Origin of the sequence: Dysosmobacter sp. Sow4_B12, assembly GCF_052116665.1 — a bacterium.
Lineage (GTDB): Bacteria > Bacillota > Clostridia > Oscillospirales > Oscillospiraceae > Oscillibacter.
This window is the reverse complement of record NZ_JBQKKR010000002.1, coordinates 154,696-178,446: the sequence shown is the minus strand read 5'-3', so window position 1 is coordinate 178,446 and position 23,751 is coordinate 154,696. Positions and strand designations below refer to the sequence as shown.

Here is a 23,751-nt window from a genome sequence, read left to right as displayed (position 1 = left end):
ACTTTTACCAGCCCCGGTCGTAGGGGGCGAAGCAGTCCAGGCAGTAGGGCCTGCCCTCCACCAGGCGGACCTTGTGCTCCGGCACGGTCTCGCCGCAGCCGGCGCAGACCACGTTGGCAAACCGCCGGGCCGGCTCCGGCACCGGACGGCTGGGGACGCTGACGGAAAACACCTGCTCCGCCGGGGCTTCCAGGATCATCCGCCGCCGCGCTTCCCGGTCCAGGTCCTCCGGCAGGGGCTTGAGCATCAGACGGACGGCTTTGCCGCTGCGGCGGCAGTAGAAGGAAAAAGCCATCTTCCCGGTGCCCCGGTAAATGAGGTTCCCCTTGCCCATGGTGCAGCCGGTGACCACCTGCACAGCGTCCACGCCGCAGGCGTCGTTTTCCGTGACGCACACCAGCTCCTCGTCCTTAGCGCCTTCCTCCAGCCCCAGCAGCTCCAGGGCCAGAGTGGCCGCCCGGAAGCCGATAGCCAGCCCCGGGCAGGAATGGCCGTGAAAGGCCACGCACTTGTCCCACAGCTCTTTATTCATCCCGGTCCTCCCTGGCGGCGGCCAGCACGTCCTCCCACACCTTCTGAAAGGGGAGGCTATGATCCTTCGCTGCCCGGGCCACGTCCCGGTACTCCGGTTTCTCCCGGCGGAAGCCGAAGCCCTGTCCCACCTTCACGGCCATGGGACCATAAGCGGTCTCCACCGTCCGCAGGGAGGGGGCGAGGGTATAGCGCTCACAGCGGCGGACCCGGACGCCCAGAGTGCTGGTCTCCCGGAGGACGGCCTTTGCCAGCCGCTCCTCGTCAGCGGGGCGGCACAGCACTGTGAGGGCCCACGCGGGCCGGCCCTTTTTCATGGTGATGGGAGCGGTGGACACGTCCAGGGCTCCATCTTCCAGCAGCCGCTCCCCGGCAAAGGCCAGGGCCTCCGCCGTCATGTCGTCGATGTGGCACACCAGCTCCGAAATGGCCTCCCGGCCGCCTTCTTCCGTTTCTCCCAGGAAGGCCCGGACGCAGTTGGCGGCGGGAAATTCCTTGACGCCGGCGCCGATGCCCACAGCCGCCACCTCCATGGCGGGCTGGGGACCGAAGCTTTCGCAGAAGTGGGCCAGCAGGGCGGCGCCGGTGGGGGTGCACAGCTCGCCCTGGATCTCCCCGCCGTAGGTGGGGATGCCGGTGAGGAGGTTGGCGGTGGCGGGAGCGGGCACCGGCATGATGCCGTGGGCGCAGCGGACCTGTCCGCTGCCCACATGGACGGGGGAGGCCACTACACGGTCCGGCGCCAGCAGATGCATGGCAAGGCACACGCCGGTGACATCCGCCACGGCGTCCAGGGCACCCACCTCGTGGAAGTGGATCTGCATCACCGGCACGCCGTGGGCCTTGGCCTCGGCGGCGGCAATGCGGTCGTAGACGGCCTTGGCGTTGGAGCGCACCGCCTCCGGCACGTCCAGCCCTGCCAGAATGGCGGCGATGTCCGACGGGGAGGCGTGGTGATGGTGGTGTCCGTGTTCATGGCCATGTTCGTGTTCATGGTCGTGGGGGTGGTCATGCGCATGGTCATGGTGGTGTTCATGCGCGTGATGATGGTGTTCATGGCCGTGATGGGCCTCGTCATGGTCTGTCTCGTGGACGTGGTCATGAACAGCGTCCTGGGCGGCGCCCAGGGCCACGTCGTGGCTGTGCTCCTCCTGGCCGTGGACCGTTACCTCCATGTGGGTGCCGGCAATGCCGCAGGTGACGGCCTGCCGGGGCGTCACCGTGACGCCGGGGAGCAGGCGGTTCATGGTGTCCCAAAAGACGTCCTTTTGGGCCTGGGGCAGCAGCTCGTACAAGGCGGCCATCAGCATGTCGCCGGCGGCCCCCATGTTGCATTCCAGATACAGTGTTTTCATTCCAGTCCCTCCATTTGGTTGATACGGCTGGCCAGAAAGCCCGCGCCGAAGCCGTTGTCGATGTTCACCACGCTGACGCCGCTGGCGCAGGAGTTCAGCATGGATAAAAGAGCACTCATGCCTCCGAAAGAGGCACCGTATCCCACGCTGGTGGGCACGGCGATGACCGGGCAGTCCACCAGCCCGCCGATGACACTGGCGAGGGCACCCTCCATGCCTGCCACGGCGATGACCACCCGGGCGGTCATGAGGGGCTCCAGGTTGCTCAAAAGGCGGTGCAGCCCCGCCACCCCCACGTCGTACAGCCGGGTGACGCGGTTGCCCAGGGTCTCGGCGGTGATGGCGGCCTCCTCGGCCACGCCCATATCACTGGTGCCGCCGGTGGCCACCACGATGCTGCCCCGGCCCTCCATGTCCTTTGGCAGAGCCACCGCCAGGCGGGACAGGGGCTCATAGCGCAGGGGGAACCGCTCTGCCAGGAAGTCCGCTGTCTCCTGCCCGATGCGGGTCACCAGAATGTTGGCGCAGTCCCGGCGGGCCATGGCCTCCAGAATGCCGGCGATCTGCTCTGCCGTTTTGGACTGGCCATAAATGACCTCCGGCACCCCCTGGCGGACGGCGCGGTGGTAGTCCACCTTGGCGTAGCCCAGGTCCTCGTAGGGGGCCAGCTTCAGCCGCAGCAGGGCGTTCTCCGGCGTCAGAGTGCCGCTTTGGACCGCCTGCAATACCGATAGAATGTTGTTTGCCATCATTTCCTCCTTATTCTGACGGGGCCCGGGGCGTCAGGTCCAGGGCCACGCCTTCAAACAGGGGCCGCAGCCGCTCCAACAGCTCTTTTTGCCGGGCGGCGGCCAGGGACCACTGGTCCTGCGTCACCTGCACCAGGGCCAGGCCGTGGCGGACACGCACCCGGAAGTCCCGGAAGCCCAGCTCCGCCAGGGCGGTCTCCGCCGCCTCCACGGACCGCAGCAGCTCCGCCGTCAGCGCCGTGCCGGTGGGGACGCGGGTAGCGAGACAGGCGTAGGCGGGCTTGTCCCAGGTGGGAAGGCCCGCCTCCCGGCTCAGACGACGGACATCGGCCTTGGTGAGGCCGCACTCCCGCAGGGGGGAGCGGACCTCCAGCTCCCGCAGCGCCCGCATGCCGGGGCGGTCTCCGGCGTCGTCGGAGGCGTTGGTGCCGTCGATGACCAGGGGGCAGCCGTCCTGCCGGGCCCGGTCCAAAATGGCGGAGAAGATACAGTGCTTGCAGTGGTAGCAGCGGTCCGCCGGATTGGCGGCCACGGTCTTGTTTTGCAGGACGTTCAGCTCCAGCACCGTCAGCGGCAGGCCGCACTGGCTTGCCACCTGCCGGGCGTCTGCCAGCTCAAAGGCCGGCTGGAAGGGGGAGTGGACGTAATAGGCCCGCCAGCCCTTACCGTACCGGGCGGCGGCCCACACCAGCAGCGAGGAGTCCACACCGCCGGAAAAGGCCACGGCGCCGGTGGGGTGCTGGCGGAAAAAGTCGGAAAGCTCCATAGATTCCGCTCCTTTCTGAGCAAAAAAACAGCATACCCCCTGGGAGGGTATGCCTTCTGACATGCGGCGCGGCTTTTGCTGCGCATAGATAAAGGGGGGAAGCGATTGCGGTGCGGACCTTCTGGACCGCGTTTGCTTTATTATACCGGAGATGGGGGGCACCGTCAAGGAAAATGCGATTGCCGTTGACAATTCCTGCCGCGGCGGGGTATGCTGATACTATATATGTGAAAACGAGGTAGCGGGTATGAAGCGTACGGAATTGCTGGTCGCCATTGTGGACGGCCAGGGCGGCGGCATGGGCCGGGCCCTGGCGGAGGCGGTGAAAAAGGACTTTCCGGACCTGTGGGTCCGGGCTCTGGGCACCAATGCCCTTGCCACCGCTGCCATGCTCAAGGGCGGCGCCGACGAGGGAGCCACCGGAGAGAACGCCGTGGTATTCGGCGCCGGCAGAGCCCACATCCTGCTGGGCCCCGTGGGCGTCCTGGCGGCCAACGGCCTTCTGGGGGAGGTGACGCCCCGCATGGCGGAGGCCATCGGCGCCAGCGGCGCGGTGAAGATCCTGCTGCCCTCCCAGCGGTGCAGCATCCGCCTGGCGGTGGGGCCGGGCCAGCCCATGCAGTATTATCTGGACGAGGCCATGCGGCTGCTGGACGAGGAGGTCCGGCGCCTCACGGCGTGACGGGTCCGCAGGAATGGAGAGGAGAGAGACCGTATGACACGGCAAAAAACGACTGCCGGCAGGGATGCCTTCCGGTCCCAGTGGGGGTTTCAGCTGGCCTGCATCGGCTCCGCGGTGGGCATGGGCAACATCTGGCTGTTTCCCGCCCGCATGTCCCGCTACGGCGGCGCCACTTTTTTGATTCCCTATATCCTGTTCGTGGTGCTCATCGCCTCCACCGGCGTCATCGGGGAGATGGCCTTCGGCCGGGCCACCGGCGGCGGGCCCATGGCGGCCTTCGGCGCCGCCGCCCAGCGGCGCACCGGCCGCAGGGATTGGGGCGAGGCCCTGGGACTCATCCCGGTGGCAGGCTCCCTGGCCATGGCCATCGGCTATTCCGTGGTGGTGGGCTGGCTGTTGAAGTATGCCGTGGGCGCCTTTACCGGCGCTGTGCTGGCCAACGACGGCGTGGCGGGCTTCGACGCTTATTTTTCCGCCACGGCCTCTGCCTGGGGCAACACCGCCTGGCAGGCGGCAGCCATGGTGGTGACCTTCCTGGTCATGGCCTTTGGCATCAGCGGCGGCATCGAAAAGGTGAACAAGGTCCTCATGCCGGTGTTTTTCATCCTGTTTCTGGTGCTGGCCATCTATATCGCGGGCCTGCCCGGCGCCATGGACGGTTACCGCTATATCTTCGTGCTGCGGCCGAAGGAGCTGCTGGACCCCATGGTGTGGGTCTACGCCCTGGGGCAGGCGTTTTTCTCGCTGTCCATCGCCGGCAACGGCACACTGATCTACGGCTCCTACCTCTCCAAGAATGAGGATGTGCCCTCCTCCGCCCGGACGGTGGCCTTTTTCGACACCATGGCGGCGCTGCTTGCGGCCATGGTCATCATCCCCGCCATGGCCACGGCGGGGGAGACCCTGGATAAAAGCGGCCCGGGCCTCATGTTCATCTTCCTGCCCAACCTGTTCAAGACCATGCCCGGCGGCACGGTCATCATGATGGTGTTTTTCGTGGCGGCGCTGTTCGCGGGCTTTACGTCCCTGGTGAACCTCTTTGAGGCCCCCACCGCCACCCTCCAGGAAAAGCTGCGCCTCAGCCGCCGCCAGGCAGTGGCGGTCATCGGCGCCGTGGGCCTGGCTGTGGGCCTTTCCATCCAGGGCATCGTCTCCGGATGGATGGACATCTGCTCCATTTACGCCTGCCCGGTGGGCGCTCTGCTGGCCGGCGTATTCTTCTACTGGGTGTACGGCCGGGAGGGGTGTCTGGAGCAGGTGAACCTGGCCCGGGAGAAGCCTTTGGGTCCATGGTTCTATCCTCTGGCGAAATACGGCTTTTGCGGTGTGACGGTGCTGGTACTCATCCTGGGCGCCGTCGTGAAGGGAGGCATCGGCTGACATGCGGGAATTCTGGCGGCGGGTGGTCCACGCTCTGGAGGCGGACCAGCCGGTGGAGCTGGTGAGCATCCTTGCCTCCGGCGGCTCCACGCCCCGGGGCGCCGGAGCCATGATGGCGGTGTTTGCCGATGGCGCATCCGCCGGCACCGTGGGCGGCGGCAATGTGGAGTACGAGGCCCAGCGCCTGGCGGCGGAGCTGCTGGAGAGCGGCGGCTGCGGGGTGCGGGACTTCCGCTTCGTCCAGGGGGACGCGGCAAGCCTGGGCATGGTGTGCGGCGGCGATGTGTCGCTGCACTTCCAGTTCCTGCCCGGCGGGGACCGGCACGTCATCGCCGTGCTGCGGGACGTGGTGGAGGCCTCCGGCGGTGACCAGGATACCTGGCTCATCCGCCGCCTGGAGGGGGAGCGGGTGACGGACATGGGCACCGGCAGCCGCGCCGGCTTCCGCCATTTGACGGAAGCTCCTCCGGAGGGACTGCTGGAGAGCCGGACAGTGGTCCGGGACGGCTGGACCAGTATGCAGGTGGTCCGGGCGGGGAAGGTGTATATTTTCGGCGGCGGCCACGTGTCCCAAGCCCTGGTGCCGGTCATCGCGGCGGCGGGGTTCCGGCCTGTGGTGTACGACGACCGGCCGGAGTTCACGGACCCGGCCCTGTTCCCAGCGGCGGAGGAAACGGTCTGCGGGGCGTTTAAGGACGTTTCCCAAGCGGTGACAGTCACGGCGGATGATTATGTGGTCATCATGACCCGGGGCCACCAGGCGGATTACGAGGTTCTCTCCCAGACCCTCCGCAGCGGGGCCAAGTACCTGGGGTGCATCGGCTCCCGGAAAAAGCTGGCCCTGTGCCGGGAGCGGCTGCTGGCGGCGGGCTTCACGGCGGAGGAATACGCCCGCCTCCACGCCCCCATCGGCCTTGCCATCGGGGCGGAAACGCCGGCGGAGATCGCCGTCTCCGTGGCGGCGGAGCTCATCGCCGTCCGGGCGGGCAAGCTGGATTGAATGGAGAAGCGGACGCCGCGGCGTCCGCTTTTTCGCGCCTTTGCGGCAAAACCGTGCCAGATGGTGGGAAACTCGTCTCTTTTCTTGCCAAGGCGGCGGGGCCGTGTTAAAATAAATCATCATGATAGCGGAGGGATGCCTATGGACCGTATCAGTAAAGAAAACTACTATCTGGACATCGCGCAGACCGTACTGGAGCGGGCCACCTGCCTGCGCCGGGTCTACGGCGCCATCATCGTGAAAAACGACGAGATCATCTCTACTGGCTATAACGGCGCCCCCCGGGGCCGTGCCAACTGCGTGGACATGGGCTACTGCTCCCGGGAGGCCATGCGGGTGCCCCGGGGCGAGCGGTACGAGCTGTGCCGCAGCGTCCACGCCGAGGCCAACGCCATCATCTCCGCCTCCCGGCGGGACATGGTGGGCGGCACCATCTACCTGGTGGGCCGGGACGCCCGGACGGGCGAGCTCCTCTCCGATGCCACCTCCTGCCCCATGTGCCGCCGCCTGGTCATCAACGCCGGCCTCAGCCGGGTGGTCATCCGCCGGACGGAGACGGAGTTTGACGTGGTGGATGTGCGGGAGTGGGTGGAGGAGGACGACCTGCTCAGCCCCGTGAACATCATTCCGCCGGACCTGCCGTAACAGAAAGGAAGTCTCTCAGTTGAAGACAGGACTTGTCACCTTTTACCATATCCATCACTACGGCGCCCTGCTCCAGGCCTACGCCACGGAGCGCTCTGTGGAGCGCTGCGGCAGCCAGTGCGAGATCGTGGACTATTACGTCAACCAGAACAACGACCTCTTCCGCAGACCCACCGGCCTGGGCAGTGCCGCCGCCGACGTTCACACCGCCCTGCACTACGCGCCGCTGAAGGCCCGCTACCAGCGGTTCGAGGAGTTTTCCAAGCAGTACCTGCGCATCTCCGGCCATCGCTTTGAAAGCCTGGAGGAGCTGGAGAACGCGGAGCTGCCCTATGATGTGATCCTCTCCGGCAGCGACCAGATTTGGAATCCGAAGATCTTCCCTGACGGCCGGTTCGACCCGGTGTTTTTCGGGGCCTTTTCCCGGCGGCGGAAGATCGCCTACGCCCCCTCCTTCGGCATTCCCCATGTGCCGGAGGGCATGGAGGAGGAGCTGCGGGGGTATCTTGCCGGCTTTTCCCATGTCTCTGTCCGGGAGCGCCAGGGCCAGGTCATCGTGGAGGAGGTCACCGGAAAGACTGTGCCGGTGGTGCTGGACCCCACACTGCTGCTGGACCGGGAGGAGTGGGGTGCCATCGCCCAGCCCCCGGCGGAGAAGGGCTATATCCTCTGCTACTGCATCAGTAAGCCCGGCGCCCTGGCGCCCTATATCCATGCCCTGGCGGAAAAGACGGGATTGCCTGTGGTGCAGCTGTGCGGCATCCGCCAGAAGGTCCACCCCAAGGCCAAATGTGTGCTGGACGCCGGCCCGGCGGAGTTTTTGGGCCTGTTCCAAAACGCCAGCTATGTGTGTACCAACTCCTTCCACGGGACGGTATTCTCCGTGCAGTTCCAAAAGCCCTTTTTCACCGCCGTGGCCCCGTCGGAGCTGGCGGCGCCGGAGAGCTCCCGCACTTTCAGTATCTTGAGCCGCCTGGGCCTCACCGGGCGCATCATCGGCAAAGGCGACACCGCCGGCCTGGACGACGCCATCGACTGGGCGTCTGTGGACCGGCGCCTGGAGGAGGCCCGGCAAAGCTCTCTTACCTATCTGCGCGCCGCTCTGGCGGATGAGGACTTCCGGGAGGAGGTCTCCGCCGAGCAGGAGGAGCGGAAAACGCCCGTCCTGGCGGAGCGGAGCCATTGCACCGGCTGCGGCGCCTGCGCCAGCGGCTGCCCCAAGGACGCCATCTCCATGGAGCGGGACAAGGAGGGGTTCCTCTATCCCGCCGTCCATGAGGAGGCCTGCGTCCGCTGCGGACACTGCACCGCCGTCTGTCCCGCCCTGCACCCCCGGGAGCCCCGGCCCCTGCCGGCGGTGTTTGCCGCCTGGAACCGGGACGAGAGCGTCCGCAAGGATTCCACCTCCGGCGGCGTGTTTTCCGTGCTGGCGGAGTATATTCTGGAAAGCGGCGGCGTGGTGTTCGGCGCCGCCCTGGACGGCCGGCAACACCTGCGGCACGTGGCCTGCTTCCGCAAGGAGGACCTGTGGCGGCTGCGTGGCGCCAAGTACGTCCAAAGCGACCTGGGGGACTGCTACCGGGAGGTAAAGCGCTGGCTGCAGACAAAGCCGGTGCTGTTTTCCGGCACCCCCTGCCAGGTGGACGGCCTGTACCGCTACCTGGGCTGCCGGCCGGAAAACCTCACCACCTGCGACCTGGTGTGCCACGGCGTCCCCTCCCCCGGCGTGTGGGAGGATATGGTCCGCTCCATTGAAAAGCGCAAGGGCAAGAGCCTCCAGGTGGTGCGCTTCCGCAACAAGGTCACCGGCTGGAAGGACAGCCATTTCACCACTGTTTATACCGACGGCAGCGTGGATTCCGCGCCGCTGTTCGCCACGGAGTTCGGCCGTGCCTTCGGCCGGGCACTGTTCCTGCGGCCCAGCTGCCATACCTGCGCCTATACCTCCATGAACCGGCCCGGTGACTTTACGCTGGGTGACTTCTGGGGCCTGCGGCCGGAGGAGCTGCCGGAGCAGCAGGAGCGGGGCGTTTCCCTGCTGCTGGTGAACACCCCCCACGGCAGCCACCTGTTCGACCAGCTGCCCCTGGCCCGGCAGGCCTTCCCGGCGGAGCGGGCCATCGCGGGGAATCCCCGGCTGGCCTGTCCCATCCAGCGGCCGGCGGACCGGGCGGCGTTCTTCGCCGCCTACGCCCTGGAACCCTTCGACCAGGTGCGGAAAAAGTTCTGCTCCGTGCCGCCCCTGCCTGTGCGGGCGGTGTCCAAGGCCCTTACCCCCGAGGTCAAGGACAAGCTGCGCAAAAAACTTCGCTGATGGAGGCGGCGACAGTTCGGGGGAGCCGCTATCCGGCGGTGGACGCCCTGCGGGGCTTTGCCCTGGTCCATATGATCTGCTACCACGCCGTCTGGGACCTGGTGAACCTCCACGGCCTGGACCTTCCCTGGTATGACGGCTGGCCGGGCTTTTTGTGGCAGCAGTTCATCTGCTGGTCCTTTATTCTGCTGGCGGGCTTTTGCCAGCGGTTCAGCCGCCGTTCCGTGCGCCACGGATTGCTGCTGCTGGCCGCCGGGGCCCTGGTGTGGGCGGTGACCATGGTCGTGCTGCCGGAGGACCCCATCCGGTGGGGGATTTTGACGTTTCTGGGTACGGCCTGCCTGCTCTTTCACGGCCTGCGGCGGCAGCTGGAGCGCTGTCCGCCCCAGTGGGGACTGCTGGCCTGCGCGGCGCTGTTCGGCCTGACGCGGCAAATAGAAAGCGGCCTCATCGCCGGCTGCCGCCTGCTGCCGGCGTGGCTGTATCACACGGGGCCCCTTGGCAATTTCCTGGGGTTCCCGGCGCCGGAGTTCACCTCGTCGGATTACTTTCCCATGCTGCCCTGGATCTTCCTGTACGGCGTGGGGTATTTTCTCCACGCCCTCTGGCTTGCCGGGGAGGGACCGGAGCGGGGAAGGCACCGGCGGCCTGTCCCGGTGCTGGGCTGGCTGGGCCGTCATTCCCTGGTGGTCTATCTTCTCCACCAGCCGGTGCTGTACGGCCTGCTGCTGGCGGCGGAGACAGTTTTGTGAAAATCAAGAAAGCCACCCGTACGGGTGGCTTTCTTTTCGTATGGACCGTGTGGGCTCCGCGGTCATGCGGCAGCCGGCTTGTTCATGTTCTTCGACGCCATGCGTTTCATGGGCTTGACGAGGAAGAGGCAGACAAAGATCGTCAGTACATCCGCGAAGGGCTGGGAGAGGTAAATACCGGATACGTCCAGAAGCTTCGGCAGAGTCAGAATAAACGGCACGTAGAACAGCCCCTGGCGGATCAAGGACAGGAACAGTCCCATCCTGGAAGAGCCGATGGTCTGGAAGGTGATGGTCATCATATAGCACAGGCCAAAGGCCGGGTAGAGGGCTACCTGGGAGACGAGCAGCCACTTTCCGACCTCCACCACCAGGGGATTGCGGTTGAACAGCAGAATGAGGGGCTTCGACAACAGAATATACACCCCCGCCACCAGCACAGTCAGCAGCAGCGCGCCCTTTAGGGCGAAGCGCACCGATTCGTGAAAGCGGTCCTCGTTTTTGGCGCCGAAGGCGTAGGAGGCCACGGGCTGATACCCCTGCATAAAGCCCATGACCACATAGCAGCCGATCAGGATCAAGCGCTGCACCACGCCGTAGGCCGCGATGATCAAGTCGGAATCCGGCAGGGGCTTGGCGGCGATGTTGGTCAGAGAGGTGGCAACTGCCAGGCAGATCTGGATGACCGCCGTGGGGATGCCGATGGCGGTGACCGACCACAGGAAGCGGCCCGAGAGCTTGAAATACCGGGGCTTGACCTTGATGATGGAGCGCCCGCTGAGGTAGAACCACATGAGGATCAAAAAAGTGACGCATTGGGAGATGGTGGTGGCCAGGGAAGCGCCCTCCACGCCCATGTTAAGACCCCAGGAGAACATAAAGACCGGGTCCAGCGCAACGTTGAGGGCCGCGCCGGTGATAACAGCCACGGAGGAGATCTTCACGGAGGATTCCGCCCGGGCGGCGCAGTTCAGACTCTGGGCGGGAAGGTTGAAAAGGGCGGCGATGAACATCCAGAAGGCGTAGCCCTCGGCCTAGGGGAGAACCGCCGGCGACGCGCCGAAGGCGGTGAGCAGCGGCTCTATGAAAATGATGCCCAGCACGCACAGGGCCGCGCCCACAAACATGGAAAAGCCGACGATGGTGGTGACGGTCTCGTTGGCCTTTTCCCGCTCTCCGGCACCCAGCTGGCGACCGGCCAGGACCGAGGCGCCTGCCGCGAAAATGTTTTCGATGGAGACCATGATCAGCAGCAGCGGCAGCGTCACGCCTACGGCGGCCAGGGCGATGTCGCTGTCCAGCATGCCGATGTAGGCGGTGTCCACAATTAGGCGGTGTCCACAATGTTGTATACGGCCTTGGCCAGCAGTGCCAGAGTGGCGGGGACCGCCAGCTGGACGATGGCCTTTGAGGGCTTTACCTCGGAGAGCAGGGATTCTTTTGAGGCGGAATTAGGTTGTTTCATGTTGTTCACCAAATACACCGTACAGCAGGATGTTCAGCTGCCGGTGACACCTTTCTTCATGTTCCCGCAGAAGGTCGCCGCTGTCGGCTCCGGCGGCGCAGGCCGCCTTGAAATGCAGGTTGAAAAAGTCCATATATACTCTGAAATCCTCCGCCACGGTTTGCACACACAGCCCCTCCCGCAGGGGAACGCTGTTGAGCAGCTCCGTCAGCACGGAGATGTTCAGATCGTCAAAGGTCCGGCGGCGCTCCGCAATGGCGGGGACAAGCCCCGGCGGCGGGTCGCACACAGCGCCGGTAAAGATGCCCAGGTACAGGGGATGCTCCGTGAAAAAGCGGAGCCTGGCGTCGAAATAACGCTGCAGCCTTTCCTCAACAGAGCCGGACAGCAGGCGGACAGTGTCCCGCAGATACGAGGTGAGGTCGTCAAAGCAGGTTTTCACGCACAATAAATACAAGTCGTCCTTATCGCTGAAGTAATGGTAAATGATCCCCTTGGAAAGGCCTTTTTCGGCGCAGACGGTGTTCAAGGACGCGCCCTCGTAGCCCCGCCGGGAAAACTCCTCCATGGCCGCGTCCAGGATCCGCTGCCGGGACAGGGCGTTTTTCTCTTCACGTTTCATACAGGTGCCTCCAATAAAAAAGACCGAACGGTCTGTTTTTGATTGTAGCATAAACAGACCACCCGGTCAATTCTTTTCAACGCCGGAATTGTAAACGATCTGTGTCCGCTGCTCCGGTGTTTGGGCTTTCCGGTAAGGCAGGCGGCAGTCCAGAAAACGCCGCGGGTCGAAGCAATGGCTTTGACCCGCGGCGTTTGCCGGCTTGCTATTAGGCGATGATGGTGGCCCGGCTGCCGCCGGAGAGTTCTTTCTTCACCACGATCTGCCTGTCGATCTTCTCCTTCAGCTCGGCGACGTGGGAGATAATGCCCACCAGGCGGTTGCCCTCCGTCAAGCCCGCCAGGGTCAGATAGGCCTTGCTCAGCGCCTCGGAGTCCAGGGAGCCGAAGCCCTCGTCCACGAACAGAGTGTCCAGATGGATGCCGGTGGACATCTGCACCTCGTCGGAAAGGCCCAGGGCCAGGGCCAGAGAGGCCAGGAAGGCCTCGCCGCCGGAGAGGGTGTTGACGCTGCGCTCCGTGGTGTTGATGTGGTCCACGATGTCCAGCTCCAACCCGCTCTGGCTGCGCTGGTTGGTGGCTTTTCCCCGGCGCTTGAGGTCATACTGCCCACCGGACATCTTCCGCAGGCGGATATTGGCCCGCTCCAGAATACGGTCGAAATAGGTGGTCTGGATGTAGGTTTCCAGCATGATCTTGTCCTTGCCGGTGACGGTGCCGTTGGCGGTGTCGGAGAGGGCCTTCATCCAGGCGTACCGGGTTTCCAGTGCCTCCATTTCCCGCGCCTTGGCGGCGATGTTCCCCTGGGCGGAGGCGTTGGCGGTGATACGGGCGTGGAGGTCCTTCTGGGCTTTCGTAATATCATTTTTTCGGGCGATGAGGTCCGCTTTCCGGGCTTCCAGGACCTCCGCGTCCGCCTCCGGTTCCGCGGCCAGCTGGCCCCGCAGCTGCTCCATGGCGGCGCGGATACCCGCCAGCTCCTCTTTGCAGGCGCTGTGGGCGGCCTCGGCGGCGGTCAGCGCGGCTTTCAGCCCGCTCCGCTGCTTCTCCAGCGCGGCCTTCTCCGTTAGGGCGGCGGCTTTGTCCGGGAAGGGCAGCCTGGAGCGCAGTGTGCCGATCTGGGCGTTCAGCTCCGAAAGGGAGGCGGAGAGCCCGGCAAGCTGCGCCTTGGCGTTGGTAAGGGCTGTGTCCAAGGTGAGCAAGGCTGCTTCCTTTTGCGGGATGAGACCGTCCAATTGGGCTTTGCGGGACGCCTGCCGCCGCAAAAAGGCCAGCTTCTGCTCCACGTCCGTGATCTCCCCGGTGAGTGCGGCTTCCTGGGCCTTGGCGGCAGCCTGCGCATCCTCCAAGGGCATTTCTCCCAGCAGCGGCACAATGGCCTTTCGGATGGCGTCCTCGGCGGAATTCACGATGCCCCGCTGGGTGCTGGCATTTCCGCTGGCCTGCTCGGTTTCTCTCTGGGCTTTTTCGTAAGCGGCCTTCGCGGCTTTCACCTGGGCTTCCGTGGGCGCGTCCTCTGAGAGGACCGCCAGGTGGGGGTGCTCCGTGGAGCCGCACACCGGGCAGGGCATCCCGACAGACAGGGAGGAGGCGATGATGCCGGCCTGCTCATCCAAAAACGCCTTGTTCTGGGCGTCGTAGTCCCGGCGAAGCCGGGAGGACCTGGCTTCCGCTGCCAAGTACGCCTTTTGCAGCCGATTCAGTTCCGCCTTCTGGCGGCGCAGCGCATCCATGTCCGCCGCCAGGCCCCGGAACGTTTCCCTGCGGTCCAGAAGGGTCTGCTTTTGCCCCTGGAGCTTTTCCTGTTCGGCACTGACGGACTCCAGCCCTTTGCGCTCTTCCTTGAGGGCGGCGATTTCGGCGGTCAGCGCGGCGCTGCGCCGCTGGGCATCCTCCTGGGCCGCGGCGGTGTCCGACAGGGCTTTTTCCTTTTTTGCCAGCTCCCCGGTCTTGGCGTTCAGCTCATCATAGGACGGCAGCAGAAGCTCCATGGATGTGATCTGCTTTGCGATGGCTTCCTGCTCCGGTACTGTGGCCTGGGCGGCAGCCAATGAGGCTGCCAGCTGCTCCAAAGACGCGGCTCTTTCCGCTTCCTGGAGGGCTTTTTCGGCCAAGGAACGCTTCGCGGTCCGGTACGCCGCGGCTTTTGCCAGCTGCGCCACCGCCGTTTCCAGCTGCCCGTCCAACTGGGAGAGCTGCCCGCTGAGTGCCTCCTGGGCGGCGGTATCCTCCTTCAAAAGCCGCTCCAAAAGACCTTGGATCTCTGTGATGGGCAGGCCGTTTTCCTTGGCCTTCTTCACATCGGCGGCCAGCAGGGAGTCCTCATGGCAGGCGATGCCCTCCACATACTGGCGGATGCTGACATCCGCCTGCTCCCGCTGGATTTTCAGCTCCGTGGCCTTGGCCTTCAGCTGTTCCTGCAGCGTCACATACAGACCTGTGCCGAAGATGTCCCGGAAGATTTTTTGCCGCTCCCGGGTGTCCGCCTGCAGCAGCTTGCGGAATTCCCCCTGGGAGATCATGGCCACCTGGGAAAACTGCTCCCGGGTTAGGCCAATGATGCCCTGGACCGCCTGGTCCACCTCTTTCGTTTTGGTGACGGAATGGCCGTCCGGGTAGGTCAGCTGGGCGCTGGCCGGCTGTTTGGTGGTGCCGGTGCCTTTCGCCTTGGCCCGCTCGTATTCGGGGTTCCGGCGGACGGTGTACGTTTTGCCGCCGTAGGCGAAGGTCAGCTCTACGAAGGTGGGGTCCTCGTCCCGGGCGTATTTGGACCGCAGCATGTCCGCGCTGCGGCTATCGCCGCTGGCCTCCCCAAAGAGGGCGAAGGTGATGGCGTCGAAAATGGTGGTTTTTCCGGCGCCGGTGTCGCCGGTGATGAGGTACAGGCCCCGGTGGCCCAGGACCGCAAAATCCAGCTCCTGTTTTCCCGCGTAGGGGCCGAAGCCGGCAATGGTCAGTTTCAGCGGTCTCATACGTTCCCCTCCTGGATAGACTCGATGAGCTCTTGAGTAAAGGCTCGCTGCTCCCCGCTCATGGGCTGGTTGTTCTGCAGCGCGTACAGCTCCTCAAACAGCTCCAGCGGTGACTTGCTTTTCACGTTCTCCGCGCTTCCCACCACCTGGTCAGTACGGGTACGGGTGTTGTCGTAGCTGAGCTTCATAAGGTTGGGATAGATCACCCGCAGCCGGCCCACAGCCTCCGCCACATCCTCCTCATCGGTGAGGATGATGTGAAGATAGTCCTCCGTGCCGGCGGTGGAATAGAAAGCCTTGTCCGTCAGCTCCGCGAAGGTGCCCGTGATCTCCCGCAGGTCATGCCGGGGCGTTAGGGGAACGGTGCGCAGCCGCAGGTCGTTCTTTTCTCCCAACTCCACCACGGTCACGCTTTTATAGTGGCCTGCCTCGGAGAAGGAGTATTTCAAGGGGGTGCCGCAGTAGCGGACGCGGCTGGAGCCGACGTTCTGGGGACCGTGGAGGTGGCCCAGGGCCACATAGTCGAACCCGTCGAACACGGAGATGTCCACATTGTCGGAGCCGCCCACGCTGATCTCCTCGGATTCGCAGGTGGCGGCGCCGGTGACGAACTGGTGGGTCACCAGTACGTTCCGGCCGGTGAAGTCCACGCCCATGTGCTCGACCGCGGTGCGGAGGGCGTCCGTGCAGCTTTCAATGCCGGCGTCGGGGAAGCAGTGCTTCACATGGACGGGCTTTATGAAGGGCAGCAGCCAAAAGCGGACGTCGCCGTGGCTGTCGGAGAGGGTGACCGGCTCCACTATGCCGTCATAGACGGGGGCAAGGTGGATGCCCGACCCTGCCATGAGCCGGCCGCCGAAGGCCAGCCGCTCCGGGGAGTCGTGGTTGCCGCTGATGATGAGCACGGGGAGACTCCGTTTTGCCAAGCGGCAGAGAAAGTCGTCAAACAGCGTTACCGCCTCGGCGGGAGGGATGGATTTGTCGTAGACATCCCCGGCGATGACCACCGCGTCGGGGCGTTCCCCGTCGATGATGCGGATGATTTGGGTCAGAATATATGCTTGATCCTCGATCATGGAGATCTCGTTGACCCGTTTGCCAATGTGCAGGTCAGACAGATGGATGAACTTCATAGGGCGGCCTCCCAAAGGTTTTCGTTGCTACCATTATAGAGATATTTCCGAAAATGGGCAATGATAAAAGCATGGCGGGCGCTTCAAACGAATGAAAAAGAGCCATCCCACTTGGGATGGCTCTTTTGAAAAGGCTCGCAGCAAAAATCAGCGCTTGCTGAACTGGGGAGCACGACGGGCGGCCTTCAGACCGTACTGCGCCGGCCCACAAACTCGTATCCATTGTGCCGCAACGGTTTCAGGACTTAAAAATGTTTCCCACCGCAAATTTAACCTCAAACAAAGGGGGGGATCAAAGAGGGCATCCTCGCGACCTGCCGCACAATTACGCATACACCATAGAATGAGAGAAAAATGGGGCTTCATGATCTGGATTCTCTCTGGTATAATAATATCAGATTTTTAGCCAAATGTTTGAAATCTACTTTTCTGACCTGACACCGGAGGCACAAGAGCGTTTCTTGGCCTCCTGTGGCCTTTCCAGCGCTGCTGAGGGCAATTATGATGTGTTCCCGATAACAGCCATCCCCACTCCGGAAATGGACAGGGAGAGCGCAGGAACAAGCGAAAACGGGGCCTGTAATGAGGAATCTACCAAAGCCTCAGATATTGTGGAATGGGAGGAACCCTGGCATGAATGAAGTCAAACACGAGCGATTTCGGCGTATTGTCGAAAAGAGAATGACGGGCATCATCAAGGATCTAAAGAAACTCGGGAATTGCGCTGAGCCAGCATCGTATGAGTACACGGAAAGAGAAGCAGAGCAAATAATTGCGGAGCTTGAATTACAGATTTTTCACCTCCGGGAGCGGTTCGCCGGCAGAAAGCGGTTCTCGTTGAGAAACGAGGACAATACAGCCAACGACACACCAGATAACGCGGCTTCCTTTGAAGTTGATTGCGGGGTTGGCGTTATTGTAGTTGATGAACTCCTGAGCGGCCCCCATCCTGGAGTAAGAGTATTCTTCAAACTCCCTGATTGTAACCGTCCCGAAGAAAACTAATTTGAACTTATTTGCCATTAGGGGGTTTCATTTGCCCCACCTTTTTCTCCATTTATAGTGAAGGGGCATTTGCCCACAAATCCATTTTTTTGAAGGAGCAAATTACGATGGAACTGTTTAACCGAAGAGAGACGGCAGCCATTCTTGGAGTATCGCTAACTACCTTGGATAAAATGCGTGAGAACAAGAAAATCGGATACTATCAGTCCTGCCCAGGCGGTAAGGTTCAGTTTACCAGAAAACACATTGAACAATACTGGGAGCGGATTGAGAGTGAGCCGCGAGAGAAGTATGCGAGGAAGCCTAAGAAGGCAAAACTGATTTTTTAATGGAGTGGGCCGTTGCAGAATGCCAAATTCTGCAACGGCCCTTTTTCTGCGCTCAAATTCTGTTTTCAGATGGGGGACGATCATTCGAGATTCAGAGCGAAGAACAAACCATTGCTCATTATCCATAGAACGCAGGATGAAGAAAAACAGAGTCGTGATTAGATGTGCGGATACCAATTTCTGGGCGGTTTTCCCACCGCAAATTTAACCTCAAACCCTCAAAAAAAGGCTTCCCACCGCAAATTTAACCTCAAAAATTGTGCTATAAAAGGTTACGCACCACAATATATTGTGGTGCGCTTTTTGAAAAAATAGACCCCTTAGATTTAGGTATCGTAACTTTTGACATAAGAAAACCCCGGAAAACCGAAGTTTTCCGGGGTAACTGATAACAAAATCAGCGCTTGGAGAACTGGGGAGCACGACGGGCGGCTTTCAGGCCGTATTTCTTGCGCTCCTTCATACGAGGATCGCGGGTCAGGAAACCGGCCTTCTTCAAAATGGCGCGGTTGTCCTCGCTGGCCAGCAGCAGGGCGCGGGAGATGCCGTGACGCAGGGCGCCGGCCTGGCCGGAAACGCCGCCGCCGGCGACGGTGGCAACGATATCCATCTTGCCGGTGTTGCCGGTCAGCTCCAGGGGCTGACGGACGACCATCTTCAGAGTATCCAGGCCGAAGTAATCGTCGATGTCACGGCCGTTGATGGTGATGGAGCCGGTGCCGTTGGGGAACAGATGGACGCGGGCCACGGAGGACTTCCGACGGCCGGTGCCATACAGGTAAGGCTTCTTAGACTGATACATTCTCTTAATCCTCCTTATTAAACTTCCAGAGCCACGGGCTTCTGCGCCTGCTGCTCGTAGTTCGCGTCAGCATAGATGTGCAGACGCTTCAGAGAATCCTTGGAGACGGTGTTCTTGGGCATCATGCCGCGGATAGCCACCCGCATGGCGACTTCGGGCTTCTCCTGCATCAGAATGCGGTAGGGAGTCTCCTTCAAGCCGCCGACCCAACCGGAGTGGGTCCGGTAGATCTTCTGGGTGCCCTTGTTGCCGGTCAGGACAGCCTTGCCGGCGTTGATGATGATGACGTTGTCGCCGCAGTCGGCGTGGGGAGTGTAGGTGGGCTTGGTCTTGCCGCGCAGCAGGTCGGCAGCCCGGACAGCGGTCTTGCCCAGGGGCTTACCGGCGGCGTCCAGGATGTACCACTTACGCTCGATGTTGGCCTTGTTTGCCATAAAAGTGGACATGGTGTTTCCTCCGTACATATATAATTTGCTTCGCTTTACAAATCAAGAGCTCCGGGTTAAAATCGGAGCAAGGATATTTATAACACAGGGAGCGGAACGTGTCAACAAAAAAATGATTTATCTCTGTGAAATCTTTGATTTTCTTTGAATAGCTCCTAATAGCTCTTGAAATCTCATATTCGATTTTCAAAAAGAAACCGCGGAGAGGGCGAGACTCCGCGGATATGGCTATAATACCCATTGTGTAAGCAGCAGCAGCACCAGTCCCGGCACCCCCAAAATGCCCACCACCAGGGCGTTCCAGAGGTTGACGCCCAGGGCGATGCCGGTGATGCCGGCAGTGGCGTGGACGGCCCACAGGGCCGCGAAGCCCAGCAGTGTGTTCACCGCCAGGCGAAAGGCCAGCCGCAGCGGCGCCCGGAATACCCGCAGCAGGGCGATGAGGAGAAAGCCGCCCACCAGGGCGGCGATGATTTTCTGATTCAAGTCCACAGGGCGTCCTCCTCGTCAGATGCAAAGGCGCTGCGCTGCTGGCTGCCGGTCCGCGGTTCGCCAGCTGCGCCGCGCTGGGGGGTGCGTTCCTTGATGACACGGATGAGATAGTCGCACCGGGCCTTGGCGGCGCTGATCTGGTAGATGCAGCACTCCACCAGCTCCGGCGCCAGAGCCTGGTCGAACTGCTGGTAGGCGAAGGCCAGCTCCCCCTGGGCGGCCAGCAGCTCCGCCTTTAGGACCGGGAGCTCCGGGTCCGGCTGGGGCTTTTTTGCGATCAAAGCGGTTTTCATGGCGTTGTCCCTCCTGGTTCATAACTATGGAGAGTTTGGACAAATATGCCAGCTTTCATGCGGACAAGGAGGAAAAACATGCCACAAAAACAGGAAGTGTACATGCGCCAGGCCCTGGAGCTGGCCCGGGAGGCCGCTGCCGCCGGAGAGGTGCCGGTGGGCTGCGTCATCGTTCGGGGGGACGTGGTGGTGGGCCGGGGCCGCAACCGCCGGGAGGAAAAACGCGCCACTGCCTCCCACGCGGAGATGGAGGCCATCGCCCAGGCCAACGAGACCCTGGGCACCTGGCGGCTGGACGAATGCGAACTGTACGTGACCCTGGAGCCCTGCCCCATGTGCGCCGGAGCGATCCTCAACGCCCGGGTCCGCCGGGTGTGGTACGGGGCCAGGGACCCGGCCATGGGGGCCTGCGGCGGTGTGACCAACCTGTTCATGGAGGATTTTCCAAACCGGCCGGCCCTGGTGGGCGGCATTCTGGGGGAGGAGTGCCGGCAGGAGCTGGCGTCGTTTTTCGCCGCCCTGCGGGAGAAAAAGAGTTGACATAAAAATATTCTCGGATTTAAGACTTTTGTAACAATTCTTGCTGGTTTGGTTAACAACTCTTTTGTAGAGTGATACTTGCAAGAGACAAAACTTCTTTTCATCCAATCTTCCAAACAATACGGAACAGGGCCAGCCGCAAGGCTGACCCTGTTCCGTATTGTTGTAAAAAAGAGGACCTCCGTCGAAAAGTCTTTTTTCGGCGGAGGTCTTGTGGTAAACTGTCATCAATTGCTCCGGGAGAGGGCGCGGCTGTCCAGCCGCAGCAGCAAAAAGCCCAGAACGGTCACACCGGCGCCGGCGAAAAACAGGGTGTCATACAAGGGACGGCTGTCCGCCAGCGCTGCCAGGCACAGTACCACGGCGGGGACGGCGTACAGCAGGAACCGCCGGGTCTGGCCGGCCCGAAAGGCGAAAGAGGACAGGCGGTAAAAGGCCAGCGTCAAAAAAACCAGGGCCAAAATATCGATATAGTAGGCCTCCAGCGCCGGATTGGTGGAGTCCGTCCGGTAGGCTATCACCAACCGGACTACCAGCATGGCCACGACCACCAGCAGGAAATTGCCGTTGGCATCGTGGCGGACGGACGGAGCGGCCTCCCGGGCGCCGCTGCGGCGGCAGGCGGGGAGGACCGAGAGGAGGCACACGGCGGAGGCGAGGGTCAGCGCTCCCTGGAGAAGGCCCAGGCGCCCGGCGGGGCCCTGGATCAGACCCAGCGCGGCGGCCACCTCCAAAAGACCGGAGAGGGCCAGCAGGAACATGCCGGCCGTCAAGAGCATCAGAAGAAAGGAACTCTGGGTGGCCAGGGCGGCGGAAAGCGAGGAGAACGCGTCCTCTTTTTCCGCAGGCAGCTTTCGGGACAGTAAAAAGCAGGCAAGCCCCATCAGCACCAGCAGACCCACCAGCAGGCGTCCCCACAGGTTTCCGGCCATCGGCAGGCCGGTGGCGGATTCAAACCCCGTGCGGTCCTGGGCCAGGCGCAGGGCGAAAGCGGCTCCGCCGCCGGCCAGGGCCAGGGCGGGAAATACGGCATGATTTTTCATACAGGCGCTCCCTTCCTCAGGAGGATTCATTCAGCTTGCCCCAGTATACCACGGACCGGGCTGTTTGTCCATTGACGGCGGCGTATCTTTCCGCTTCCCGCCGCATACAGTGAAGGGACAACCTGTTGCGGCGCAAAAGAGGAGGCAGTCCATGAAACGAAGATCGCAAATCCGGCAGAGCATCGCGGTGTCCGCGGTGCTGATGGTGCTGCTGTTCGCCCTGCCCTTGGCGGTGATCGTCCCTTTCCGGGAGGAGCTGTTCGGCGGAGAGCGGGCGGCGGACGAGACGGAGGGGGAGCCCTTCGTCCCCGGCGAAGCAGACGGCGGCGTGACGCTGCGGGTGCTGGATGGGGAAGAGGTGCGGGAGATGACCCTGGGGGAATACCTGGTGGGCGTGGTCCGGGCGGAAATGCCGGCGTCCTTCCAGCAGGAGGCCCTGAAGGCCCAGGCGGTGGCGGCCCGGACCTATACCCTGTATAAGATGGAGACCGGCGGCAATCACGGCTCCGCCGCCGACATCTGCACGGACCCCACCTGCTGCCAGGCCTATAGCTCCGAGGAGCGGGCCAGGGCCAACTGGGGCGAGGAGGCCGGCGCCAACGAGGAAAAGGTGGAAACGGCGGTCCGGGATACCGACGGCCAGGTCATCCAGTACGATGGGGAGCCGATCCTGGCGGTGTTCCACTCCTGTTCGGCGGGACAGACCCGGGCGGCGGGGGAGGTGTGGCTCCACGACCTGCCCTACCTGCAGTCGGTCTCCTCCCCGGAGGACACGGAGGCCATCCCCAACTATTACAGCCGGGCGGAGTTCACAGCGGAGGAGTTTAGGACCCGGGTCCTGGCGGTCCGGCCGGAGGCGGACCTCTCCGGCCCTATGAGCGGCTGGCTGCAAAGCGCCGTCACCGACAGCGCCGGCAGTGTGGAGACCGTGACGGTGGGCGGCACCGCCATGAAGGGCAGCACCCTGCGCAGTGCCCTGGGCCTGCGGTCCGCCTGCTTCACCTGGGAGGTCCAGGGGGAAAAGCTGGTGTTTTTCGTCACCGGCTACGGCCACGGCGTGGGCATGAGCCAGTACGGCGCCGACCGCATGGCCCGGGAGGGGGCGGACTTCCGGGAGATCTTGACCCACTATTATACCGGCGTCACCGTGGGCCCCTGGAAGGGGCTGGACAGCTTTACAAACCGGGCGGAACCGTGATAAAATAATACAATTGATAATTGATCTGAGGGGAAAGGAGGAGCCCGGATGAAGAAAAGGTGGACGGCCCTGGTGCTGGCACTGGCGCTGCTGGCGCAGATGGCCGTTGTGCAGGCCGGCGCCGTCAAAAACGTGTATTTCACCGCCATCAACGACAATGTCCTGCCTGTGAGCGACGACACCATGCCCTTCTGGTCCGGCGGCTACCTCTATATTCCCGGCTCCGTGTTCACCGGCTATGTCCGGGAGGATTCCGGCATCGCCTATACCTACAACGCCTCCAAGAAAATGGCGGCGCTGTACGAGGCGGGCAAGTCGGGGAGATCCCTGGCCTTTGATTTGACCAAGACCTATGCCCAGGACAACCAGGGCAATACCTATTATCCCACGGCCATCCGAAAGGGAGATGTGGTATTCGTGCCGGCGGCTCTGGTGGCGGAGGTGTTCGGACTTAGCTATTCCACCATCAGCCTCACCGGCTCCAACGCCGTTACCGGCAGTGACAAGGGCTGGCTGGTGTGGCTGCGGGACGCGGACTATGTGCTGCAGGCCGGCCAGTTTGCCGATGCCGCCAAGTCCCAGATGAGCGCCCGGTATGAGCAATACCTCAAGAGCAAGGAGCCTTCCGCCCAGACACCGGAGGCGGGGCAGGCGGAGGAGAGCTTCGACGGCAAGAGCGTGTACCTGTGTTTCCGGGCCACAGAGCCGGAGACGGTCTCCGCCCTGCTGGACGCCCTGGACCGGCAGAACTGCCAGGCGGCGTTTTTCTGCACCGTGGAGTTTCTGGAGAAGCAGGGCGACCTGCTGCGGCGGATGACGGCCACGGGACAGGCCGTGGGCATTTTGGCGGAGGGAACGGACGGCGAGGCCATCCGCCGGCAGCTGGAGCAGGGCAACGCCGCGCTGTACAGAGCCACCTGTGGCCAAAGCAGGCTGGTGTACCTTCCGGAGGCGGATGCCCCCACGGCGGCGGAGCTGGAGCGCCAGGGCTGGTGCTGCCTGGACGCTGACATTGACCGCACCGGCTACAGCCTGCGGGGCAGCAGCAATGCGTCCGCCCTGCTGCAGAAGGTGTCCTCCCGCCGGGGGGACCTGTCCGTCTGGCTGGACGGGGATGTCAGCGGCGCGGGGCTTGGCGCCTTTTTGACTGCGGCGAAGAACGCCGAGGACCGGTGCCTGGCTTTGACAGAGCCGGCTGCGTGAGATACGTATGCCGGGAATTTACAGAAAATTCAACA

The 23,751-nt window shown here is 63.0% G+C and carries 27 protein-coding genes; 12 read left to right on the top strand and 15 right to left on the bottom strand.

Translation table 11 applies throughout. From position 1 onward, the window contains the following. Positions 1–4 precede the first annotated feature (4 nt). Genes ACTQ4R_RS04845 through larE form a run of 4 tightly spaced genes read right to left on the bottom strand, consistent with a single transcriptional unit; the run spans position 5 to position 3,401 of the window. On the bottom strand, positions 5–532 hold the full coding sequence (locus ACTQ4R_RS04845; protein ID WP_441626375.1) for an FmdE family protein: 528 nt from the start codon (positions 530–532) through the stop codon (positions 5–7). Further along, positions 525–1,886 carry a nickel pincer cofactor biosynthesis protein LarC gene (gene larC, locus ACTQ4R_RS04840; protein WP_441626373.1) on the bottom strand — a complete coding sequence of 454 codons (1,362 nt, stop codon included), beginning with the start codon at positions 1,884–1,886 and terminating at the stop codon, positions 525–527. The genes ACTQ4R_RS04845 and larC overlap by 8 nt, the downstream gene beginning before the upstream one ends. Next, positions 1,883–2,638 (bottom strand): nickel pincer cofactor biosynthesis protein LarB, encoded by a 756-nt coding sequence (larB, locus tag ACTQ4R_RS04835; RefSeq protein WP_441626371.1) that lies wholly within the window; start codon positions 2,636–2,638, stop codon positions 1,883–1,885. Before larB ends, larC begins: the two co-directional genes overlap by 4 nt. Positions 2,639–2,645: 7 nt before the next feature. Continuing rightward, entirely contained in the window at positions 2,646–3,401 is a 756-nt protein-coding gene (gene larE, locus ACTQ4R_RS04830; protein WP_441626369.1) for an ATP-dependent sacrificial sulfur transferase LarE, read from the bottom strand. Positions 3,402–3,648: 247 nt separating this feature from the next. On the opposite strand from larE, the gene ACTQ4R_RS04825 reads away from it, so the two are divergent. From ACTQ4R_RS04825 to ACTQ4R_RS04800, 6 genes are all read left to right on the top strand, one after another. Further along, positions 3,649–4,083, top strand: coding sequence for a DUF3842 family protein (locus ACTQ4R_RS04825; protein ID WP_441626367.1), 435 nt, complete (start codon positions 3,649–3,651; stop codon positions 4,081–4,083). A gap of 33 nt (positions 4,084–4,116) precedes the next feature. Beyond that, positions 4,117–5,463, top strand: a complete 1,347-nt coding sequence (locus ACTQ4R_RS04820; protein WP_441626365.1) for a sodium-dependent transporter — start codon at positions 4,117–4,119, stop codon at positions 5,461–5,463. Between the two features lies 1 nt (position 5,464). Further along, positions 5,465–6,463 carry an XdhC family protein gene (locus ACTQ4R_RS04815; RefSeq protein WP_441626363.1) on the top strand — a complete coding sequence of 333 codons (999 nt, stop codon included), beginning with the start codon at positions 5,465–5,467 and terminating at the stop codon, positions 6,461–6,463. 141 nt (positions 6,464–6,604) lie between these two features. After that, positions 6,605–7,108, top strand: a complete 504-nt coding sequence (locus ACTQ4R_RS04810; RefSeq protein WP_441626361.1) for a deoxycytidylate deaminase — start codon at positions 6,605–6,607, stop codon at positions 7,106–7,108. A gap of 19 nt (positions 7,109–7,127) precedes the next feature. Continuing rightward, entirely contained in the window at positions 7,128–9,422 is a 2,295-nt protein-coding gene (locus tag ACTQ4R_RS04805; RefSeq protein WP_441626359.1) for a polysaccharide pyruvyl transferase family protein, read from the top strand. Beyond that, the gene (locus ACTQ4R_RS04800; RefSeq protein WP_441626357.1) at positions 9,422–10,174 is read left to right on the top strand and encodes a heparan-alpha-glucosaminide N-acetyltransferase; all 753 of its coding nucleotides are present in this window, start codon (positions 9,422–9,424) and stop codon (positions 10,172–10,174) included. The genes ACTQ4R_RS04805 and ACTQ4R_RS04800 overlap by 1 nt, the downstream gene beginning before the upstream one ends. A 62-nt stretch (positions 10,175–10,236) precedes the next feature. Here the strand turns inward: ACTQ4R_RS04800 and ACTQ4R_RS04795 are convergent, their stop codons facing one another. The 6 genes from ACTQ4R_RS04795 to ACTQ4R_RS04770 all read right to left on the bottom strand — a co-directional run bounded on the left by ACTQ4R_RS04795 (position 10,237) and on the right by ACTQ4R_RS04770 (position 16,365). After that, a complete protein-coding gene (locus tag ACTQ4R_RS04795) occupies positions 10,237–11,187 on the bottom strand; it encodes an MATE family efflux transporter (protein WP_441626356.1) in 951 nt (316 codons plus the stop codon). 21 nt (positions 11,188–11,208) lie between these two features. Next, a complete protein-coding gene (locus ACTQ4R_RS04790; RefSeq protein ID WP_441626354.1) occupies positions 11,209–11,499 on the bottom strand; it encodes an MATE family efflux transporter in 291 nt (96 codons plus the stop codon). A 2-nt stretch (positions 11,500–11,501) separates the two neighbouring features. Continuing rightward, positions 11,502–11,639: a hypothetical protein gene (locus tag ACTQ4R_RS04785; protein WP_441626352.1), complete on the bottom strand. Its 138-nt coding sequence runs from the start codon at positions 11,637–11,639 to the stop codon at positions 11,502–11,504. Further along, positions 11,626–12,261: a TetR/AcrR family transcriptional regulator gene (locus ACTQ4R_RS04780; protein ID WP_441626350.1), complete on the bottom strand. Its 636-nt coding sequence runs from the start codon at positions 12,259–12,261 to the stop codon at positions 11,626–11,628. Before ACTQ4R_RS04780 ends, ACTQ4R_RS04785 begins: the two co-directional genes overlap by 14 nt. 208 nt (positions 12,262–12,469) lie before the next feature. Further along, positions 12,470–15,232, bottom strand: a complete 2,763-nt coding sequence (locus ACTQ4R_RS04775; RefSeq protein ID WP_441626348.1) for an AAA family ATPase — start codon at positions 15,230–15,232, stop codon at positions 12,470–12,472. Beyond that, complete coding sequence (locus ACTQ4R_RS04770) at positions 15,229–16,365, bottom strand: exonuclease SbcCD subunit D (protein WP_441626346.1); 1,137 nt, start codon at positions 16,363–16,365, stop codon at positions 15,229–15,231. Before ACTQ4R_RS04770 ends, ACTQ4R_RS04775 begins: the two co-directional genes overlap by 4 nt. Before the next feature lie 410 nt (positions 16,366–16,775). On the opposite strand from ACTQ4R_RS04770, the gene ACTQ4R_RS04765 reads away from it, so the two are divergent. From ACTQ4R_RS04765 to ACTQ4R_RS04755, 3 genes are all read left to right on the top strand, one after another. Then, positions 16,776–17,006, top strand: a complete 231-nt coding sequence (locus ACTQ4R_RS04765; protein WP_302633640.1) for a hypothetical protein — start codon at positions 16,776–16,778, stop codon at positions 17,004–17,006. After that, positions 16,999–17,370: a hypothetical protein gene (locus tag ACTQ4R_RS04760; protein ID WP_298024256.1), complete on the top strand. Its 372-nt coding sequence runs from the start codon at positions 16,999–17,001 to the stop codon at positions 17,368–17,370. Before ACTQ4R_RS04765 ends, ACTQ4R_RS04760 begins: the two co-directional genes overlap by 8 nt. Before the next feature lie 107 nt (positions 17,371–17,477). Beyond that, on the top strand, positions 17,478–17,699 hold the full coding sequence (locus ACTQ4R_RS04755; protein WP_298024254.1) for a helix-turn-helix domain-containing protein: 222 nt from the start codon (positions 17,478–17,480) through the stop codon (positions 17,697–17,699). A gap of 397 nt (positions 17,700–18,096) precedes the next feature. On the opposite strand, the gene rpsI is transcribed toward ACTQ4R_RS04755, so the two are convergent. From rpsI to ACTQ4R_RS04735, 4 genes are all read right to left on the bottom strand, one after another. Continuing rightward, positions 18,097–18,501 (bottom strand): 30S ribosomal protein S9, encoded by a 405-nt coding sequence (gene rpsI, locus ACTQ4R_RS04750; protein ID WP_441626344.1) that lies wholly within the window; start codon positions 18,499–18,501, stop codon positions 18,097–18,099. A gap of 17 nt (positions 18,502–18,518) precedes the next feature. Beyond that, a complete protein-coding gene (gene rplM / locus ACTQ4R_RS04745; RefSeq protein WP_441626342.1) occupies positions 18,519–18,947 on the bottom strand; it encodes a 50S ribosomal protein L13 in 429 nt (142 codons plus the stop codon). 228 nt (positions 18,948–19,175) lie between these two features. Beyond that, complete coding sequence (locus ACTQ4R_RS04740; protein WP_441626341.1) at positions 19,176–19,439, bottom strand: pro-sigmaK processing inhibitor BofA family protein; 264 nt, start codon at positions 19,437–19,439, stop codon at positions 19,176–19,178. Further along, a complete protein-coding gene (locus ACTQ4R_RS04735) occupies positions 19,430–19,732 on the bottom strand; it encodes a DUF2508 family protein (protein ID WP_441626339.1) in 303 nt (100 codons plus the stop codon). The genes ACTQ4R_RS04740 and ACTQ4R_RS04735 overlap by 10 nt, the downstream gene beginning before the upstream one ends. Positions 19,733–19,810: 78 nt before the next feature. On the opposite strand from ACTQ4R_RS04735, the gene ACTQ4R_RS04730 reads away from it, so the two are divergent. Next, complete coding sequence (locus tag ACTQ4R_RS04730; RefSeq protein ID WP_441626338.1) at positions 19,811–20,272, top strand: nucleoside deaminase; 462 nt, start codon at positions 19,811–19,813, stop codon at positions 20,270–20,272. 227 nt (positions 20,273–20,499) lie between these two features. Here the strand turns inward: ACTQ4R_RS04730 and ACTQ4R_RS04725 are convergent, their stop codons facing one another. Beyond that, positions 20,500–21,315, bottom strand: a complete 816-nt coding sequence (locus tag ACTQ4R_RS04725) for a hypothetical protein (protein WP_441626336.1) — start codon at positions 21,313–21,315, stop codon at positions 20,500–20,502. 151 nt (positions 21,316–21,466) lie between these two features. Between ACTQ4R_RS04725 and spoIID the strand changes: the two genes are divergently transcribed. Both spoIID and ACTQ4R_RS04715 read left to right on the top strand, forming a co-directional pair. Further along, a complete protein-coding gene (gene spoIID / locus ACTQ4R_RS04720) occupies positions 21,467–22,513 on the top strand; it encodes a stage II sporulation protein D (RefSeq protein ID WP_441626334.1) in 1,047 nt (348 codons plus the stop codon). Positions 22,514–22,561: 48 nt separating this feature from the next. Continuing rightward, positions 22,562–23,716: a polysaccharide deacetylase family protein gene (locus ACTQ4R_RS04715; RefSeq protein ID WP_441626332.1), complete on the top strand. Its 1,155-nt coding sequence runs from the start codon at positions 22,562–22,564 to the stop codon at positions 23,714–23,716. Positions 23,717–23,751 lie beyond the last annotated feature (35 nt).

What these genes read in the sequence shown, in the direction of transcription:
- ACTQ4R_RS04795 (WP_441626356.1), bottom strand. Translation starts at nt 11,187, where the DNA reads ATGTTCATCGCCGCCCTTTTCAACCTTCCCGCCCAGAGTCTGAACTGC.
- ACTQ4R_RS04775 (WP_441626348.1), bottom strand. Translation starts at nt 15,232, where the DNA reads ATGAGACCGCTGAAACTGACCATTGCCGGCTTCGGCCCCTACGCGGGA.
- ACTQ4R_RS04815 (WP_441626363.1), top strand. Translation starts at nt 5,465, where the DNA reads ATGCGGGAATTCTGGCGGCGGGTGGTCCACGCTCTGGAGGCGGACCAG.
- ACTQ4R_RS04845 (WP_441626375.1), bottom strand. Translation starts at nt 532, where the DNA reads ATGAATAAAGAGCTGTGGGACAAGTGCGTGGCCTTTCACGGCCATTCC.
- ACTQ4R_RS04735 (WP_441626339.1), bottom strand. Translation starts at nt 19,732, where the DNA reads ATGAAAACCGCTTTGATCGCAAAAAAGCCCCAGCCGGACCCGGAGCTC.
- larE (WP_441626369.1), bottom strand. Translation starts at nt 3,401, where the DNA reads ATGGAGCTTTCCGACTTTTTCCGCCAGCACCCCACCGGCGCCGTGGCC.
- ACTQ4R_RS04765 (WP_302633640.1), top strand. Translation starts at nt 16,776, where the DNA reads ATGTTTGAAATCTACTTTTCTGACCTGACACCGGAGGCACAAGAGCGT.
- ACTQ4R_RS04800 (WP_441626357.1), top strand. Translation starts at nt 9,422, where the DNA reads ATGGAGGCGGCGACAGTTCGGGGGAGCCGCTATCCGGCGGTGGACGCC.
- spoIID (WP_441626334.1), top strand. Translation starts at nt 21,467, where the DNA reads ATGAAACGAAGATCGCAAATCCGGCAGAGCATCGCGGTGTCCGCGGTG.
- ACTQ4R_RS04760 (WP_298024256.1), top strand. Translation starts at nt 16,999, where the DNA reads ATGAATGAAGTCAAACACGAGCGATTTCGGCGTATTGTCGAAAAGAGA.
- rpsI (WP_441626344.1), bottom strand. Translation starts at nt 18,501, where the DNA reads ATGTATCAGTCTAAGAAGCCTTACCTGTATGGCACCGGCCGTCGGAAG.
- ACTQ4R_RS04770 (WP_441626346.1), bottom strand. Translation starts at nt 16,365, where the DNA reads ATGAAGTTCATCCATCTGTCTGACCTGCACATTGGCAAACGGGTCAAC.
- ACTQ4R_RS04820 (WP_441626365.1), top strand. Translation starts at nt 4,117, where the DNA reads ATGACACGGCAAAAAACGACTGCCGGCAGGGATGCCTTCCGGTCCCAG.
- ACTQ4R_RS04810 (WP_441626361.1), top strand. Translation starts at nt 6,605, where the DNA reads ATGGACCGTATCAGTAAAGAAAACTACTATCTGGACATCGCGCAGACC.
- ACTQ4R_RS04715 (WP_441626332.1), top strand. Translation starts at nt 22,562, where the DNA reads ATGAAGAAAAGGTGGACGGCCCTGGTGCTGGCACTGGCGCTGCTGGCG.
- ACTQ4R_RS04780 (WP_441626350.1), bottom strand. Translation starts at nt 12,261, where the DNA reads ATGAAACGTGAAGAGAAAAACGCCCTGTCCCGGCAGCGGATCCTGGAC.
- rplM (WP_441626342.1), bottom strand. Translation starts at nt 18,947, where the DNA reads ATGTCCACTTTTATGGCAAACAAGGCCAACATCGAGCGTAAGTGGTAC.
- ACTQ4R_RS04725 (WP_441626336.1), bottom strand. Translation starts at nt 21,315, where the DNA reads ATGAAAAATCATGCCGTATTTCCCGCCCTGGCCCTGGCCGGCGGCGGA.
- larC (WP_441626373.1), bottom strand. Translation starts at nt 1,886, where the DNA reads ATGAAAACACTGTATCTGGAATGCAACATGGGGGCCGCCGGCGACATG.
- ACTQ4R_RS04730 (WP_441626338.1), top strand. Translation starts at nt 19,811, where the DNA reads ATGCCACAAAAACAGGAAGTGTACATGCGCCAGGCCCTGGAGCTGGCC.
- ACTQ4R_RS04785 (WP_441626352.1), bottom strand. Translation starts at nt 11,639, where the DNA reads ATGAAACAACCTAATTCCGCCTCAAAAGAATCCCTGCTCTCCGAGGTA.
- larB (WP_441626371.1), bottom strand. Translation starts at nt 2,638, where the DNA reads ATGATGGCAAACAACATTCTATCGGTATTGCAGGCGGTCCAAAGCGGC.
- ACTQ4R_RS04825 (WP_441626367.1), top strand. Translation starts at nt 3,649, where the DNA reads ATGAAGCGTACGGAATTGCTGGTCGCCATTGTGGACGGCCAGGGCGGC.
- ACTQ4R_RS04755 (WP_298024254.1), top strand. Translation starts at nt 17,478, where the DNA reads ATGGAACTGTTTAACCGAAGAGAGACGGCAGCCATTCTTGGAGTATCG.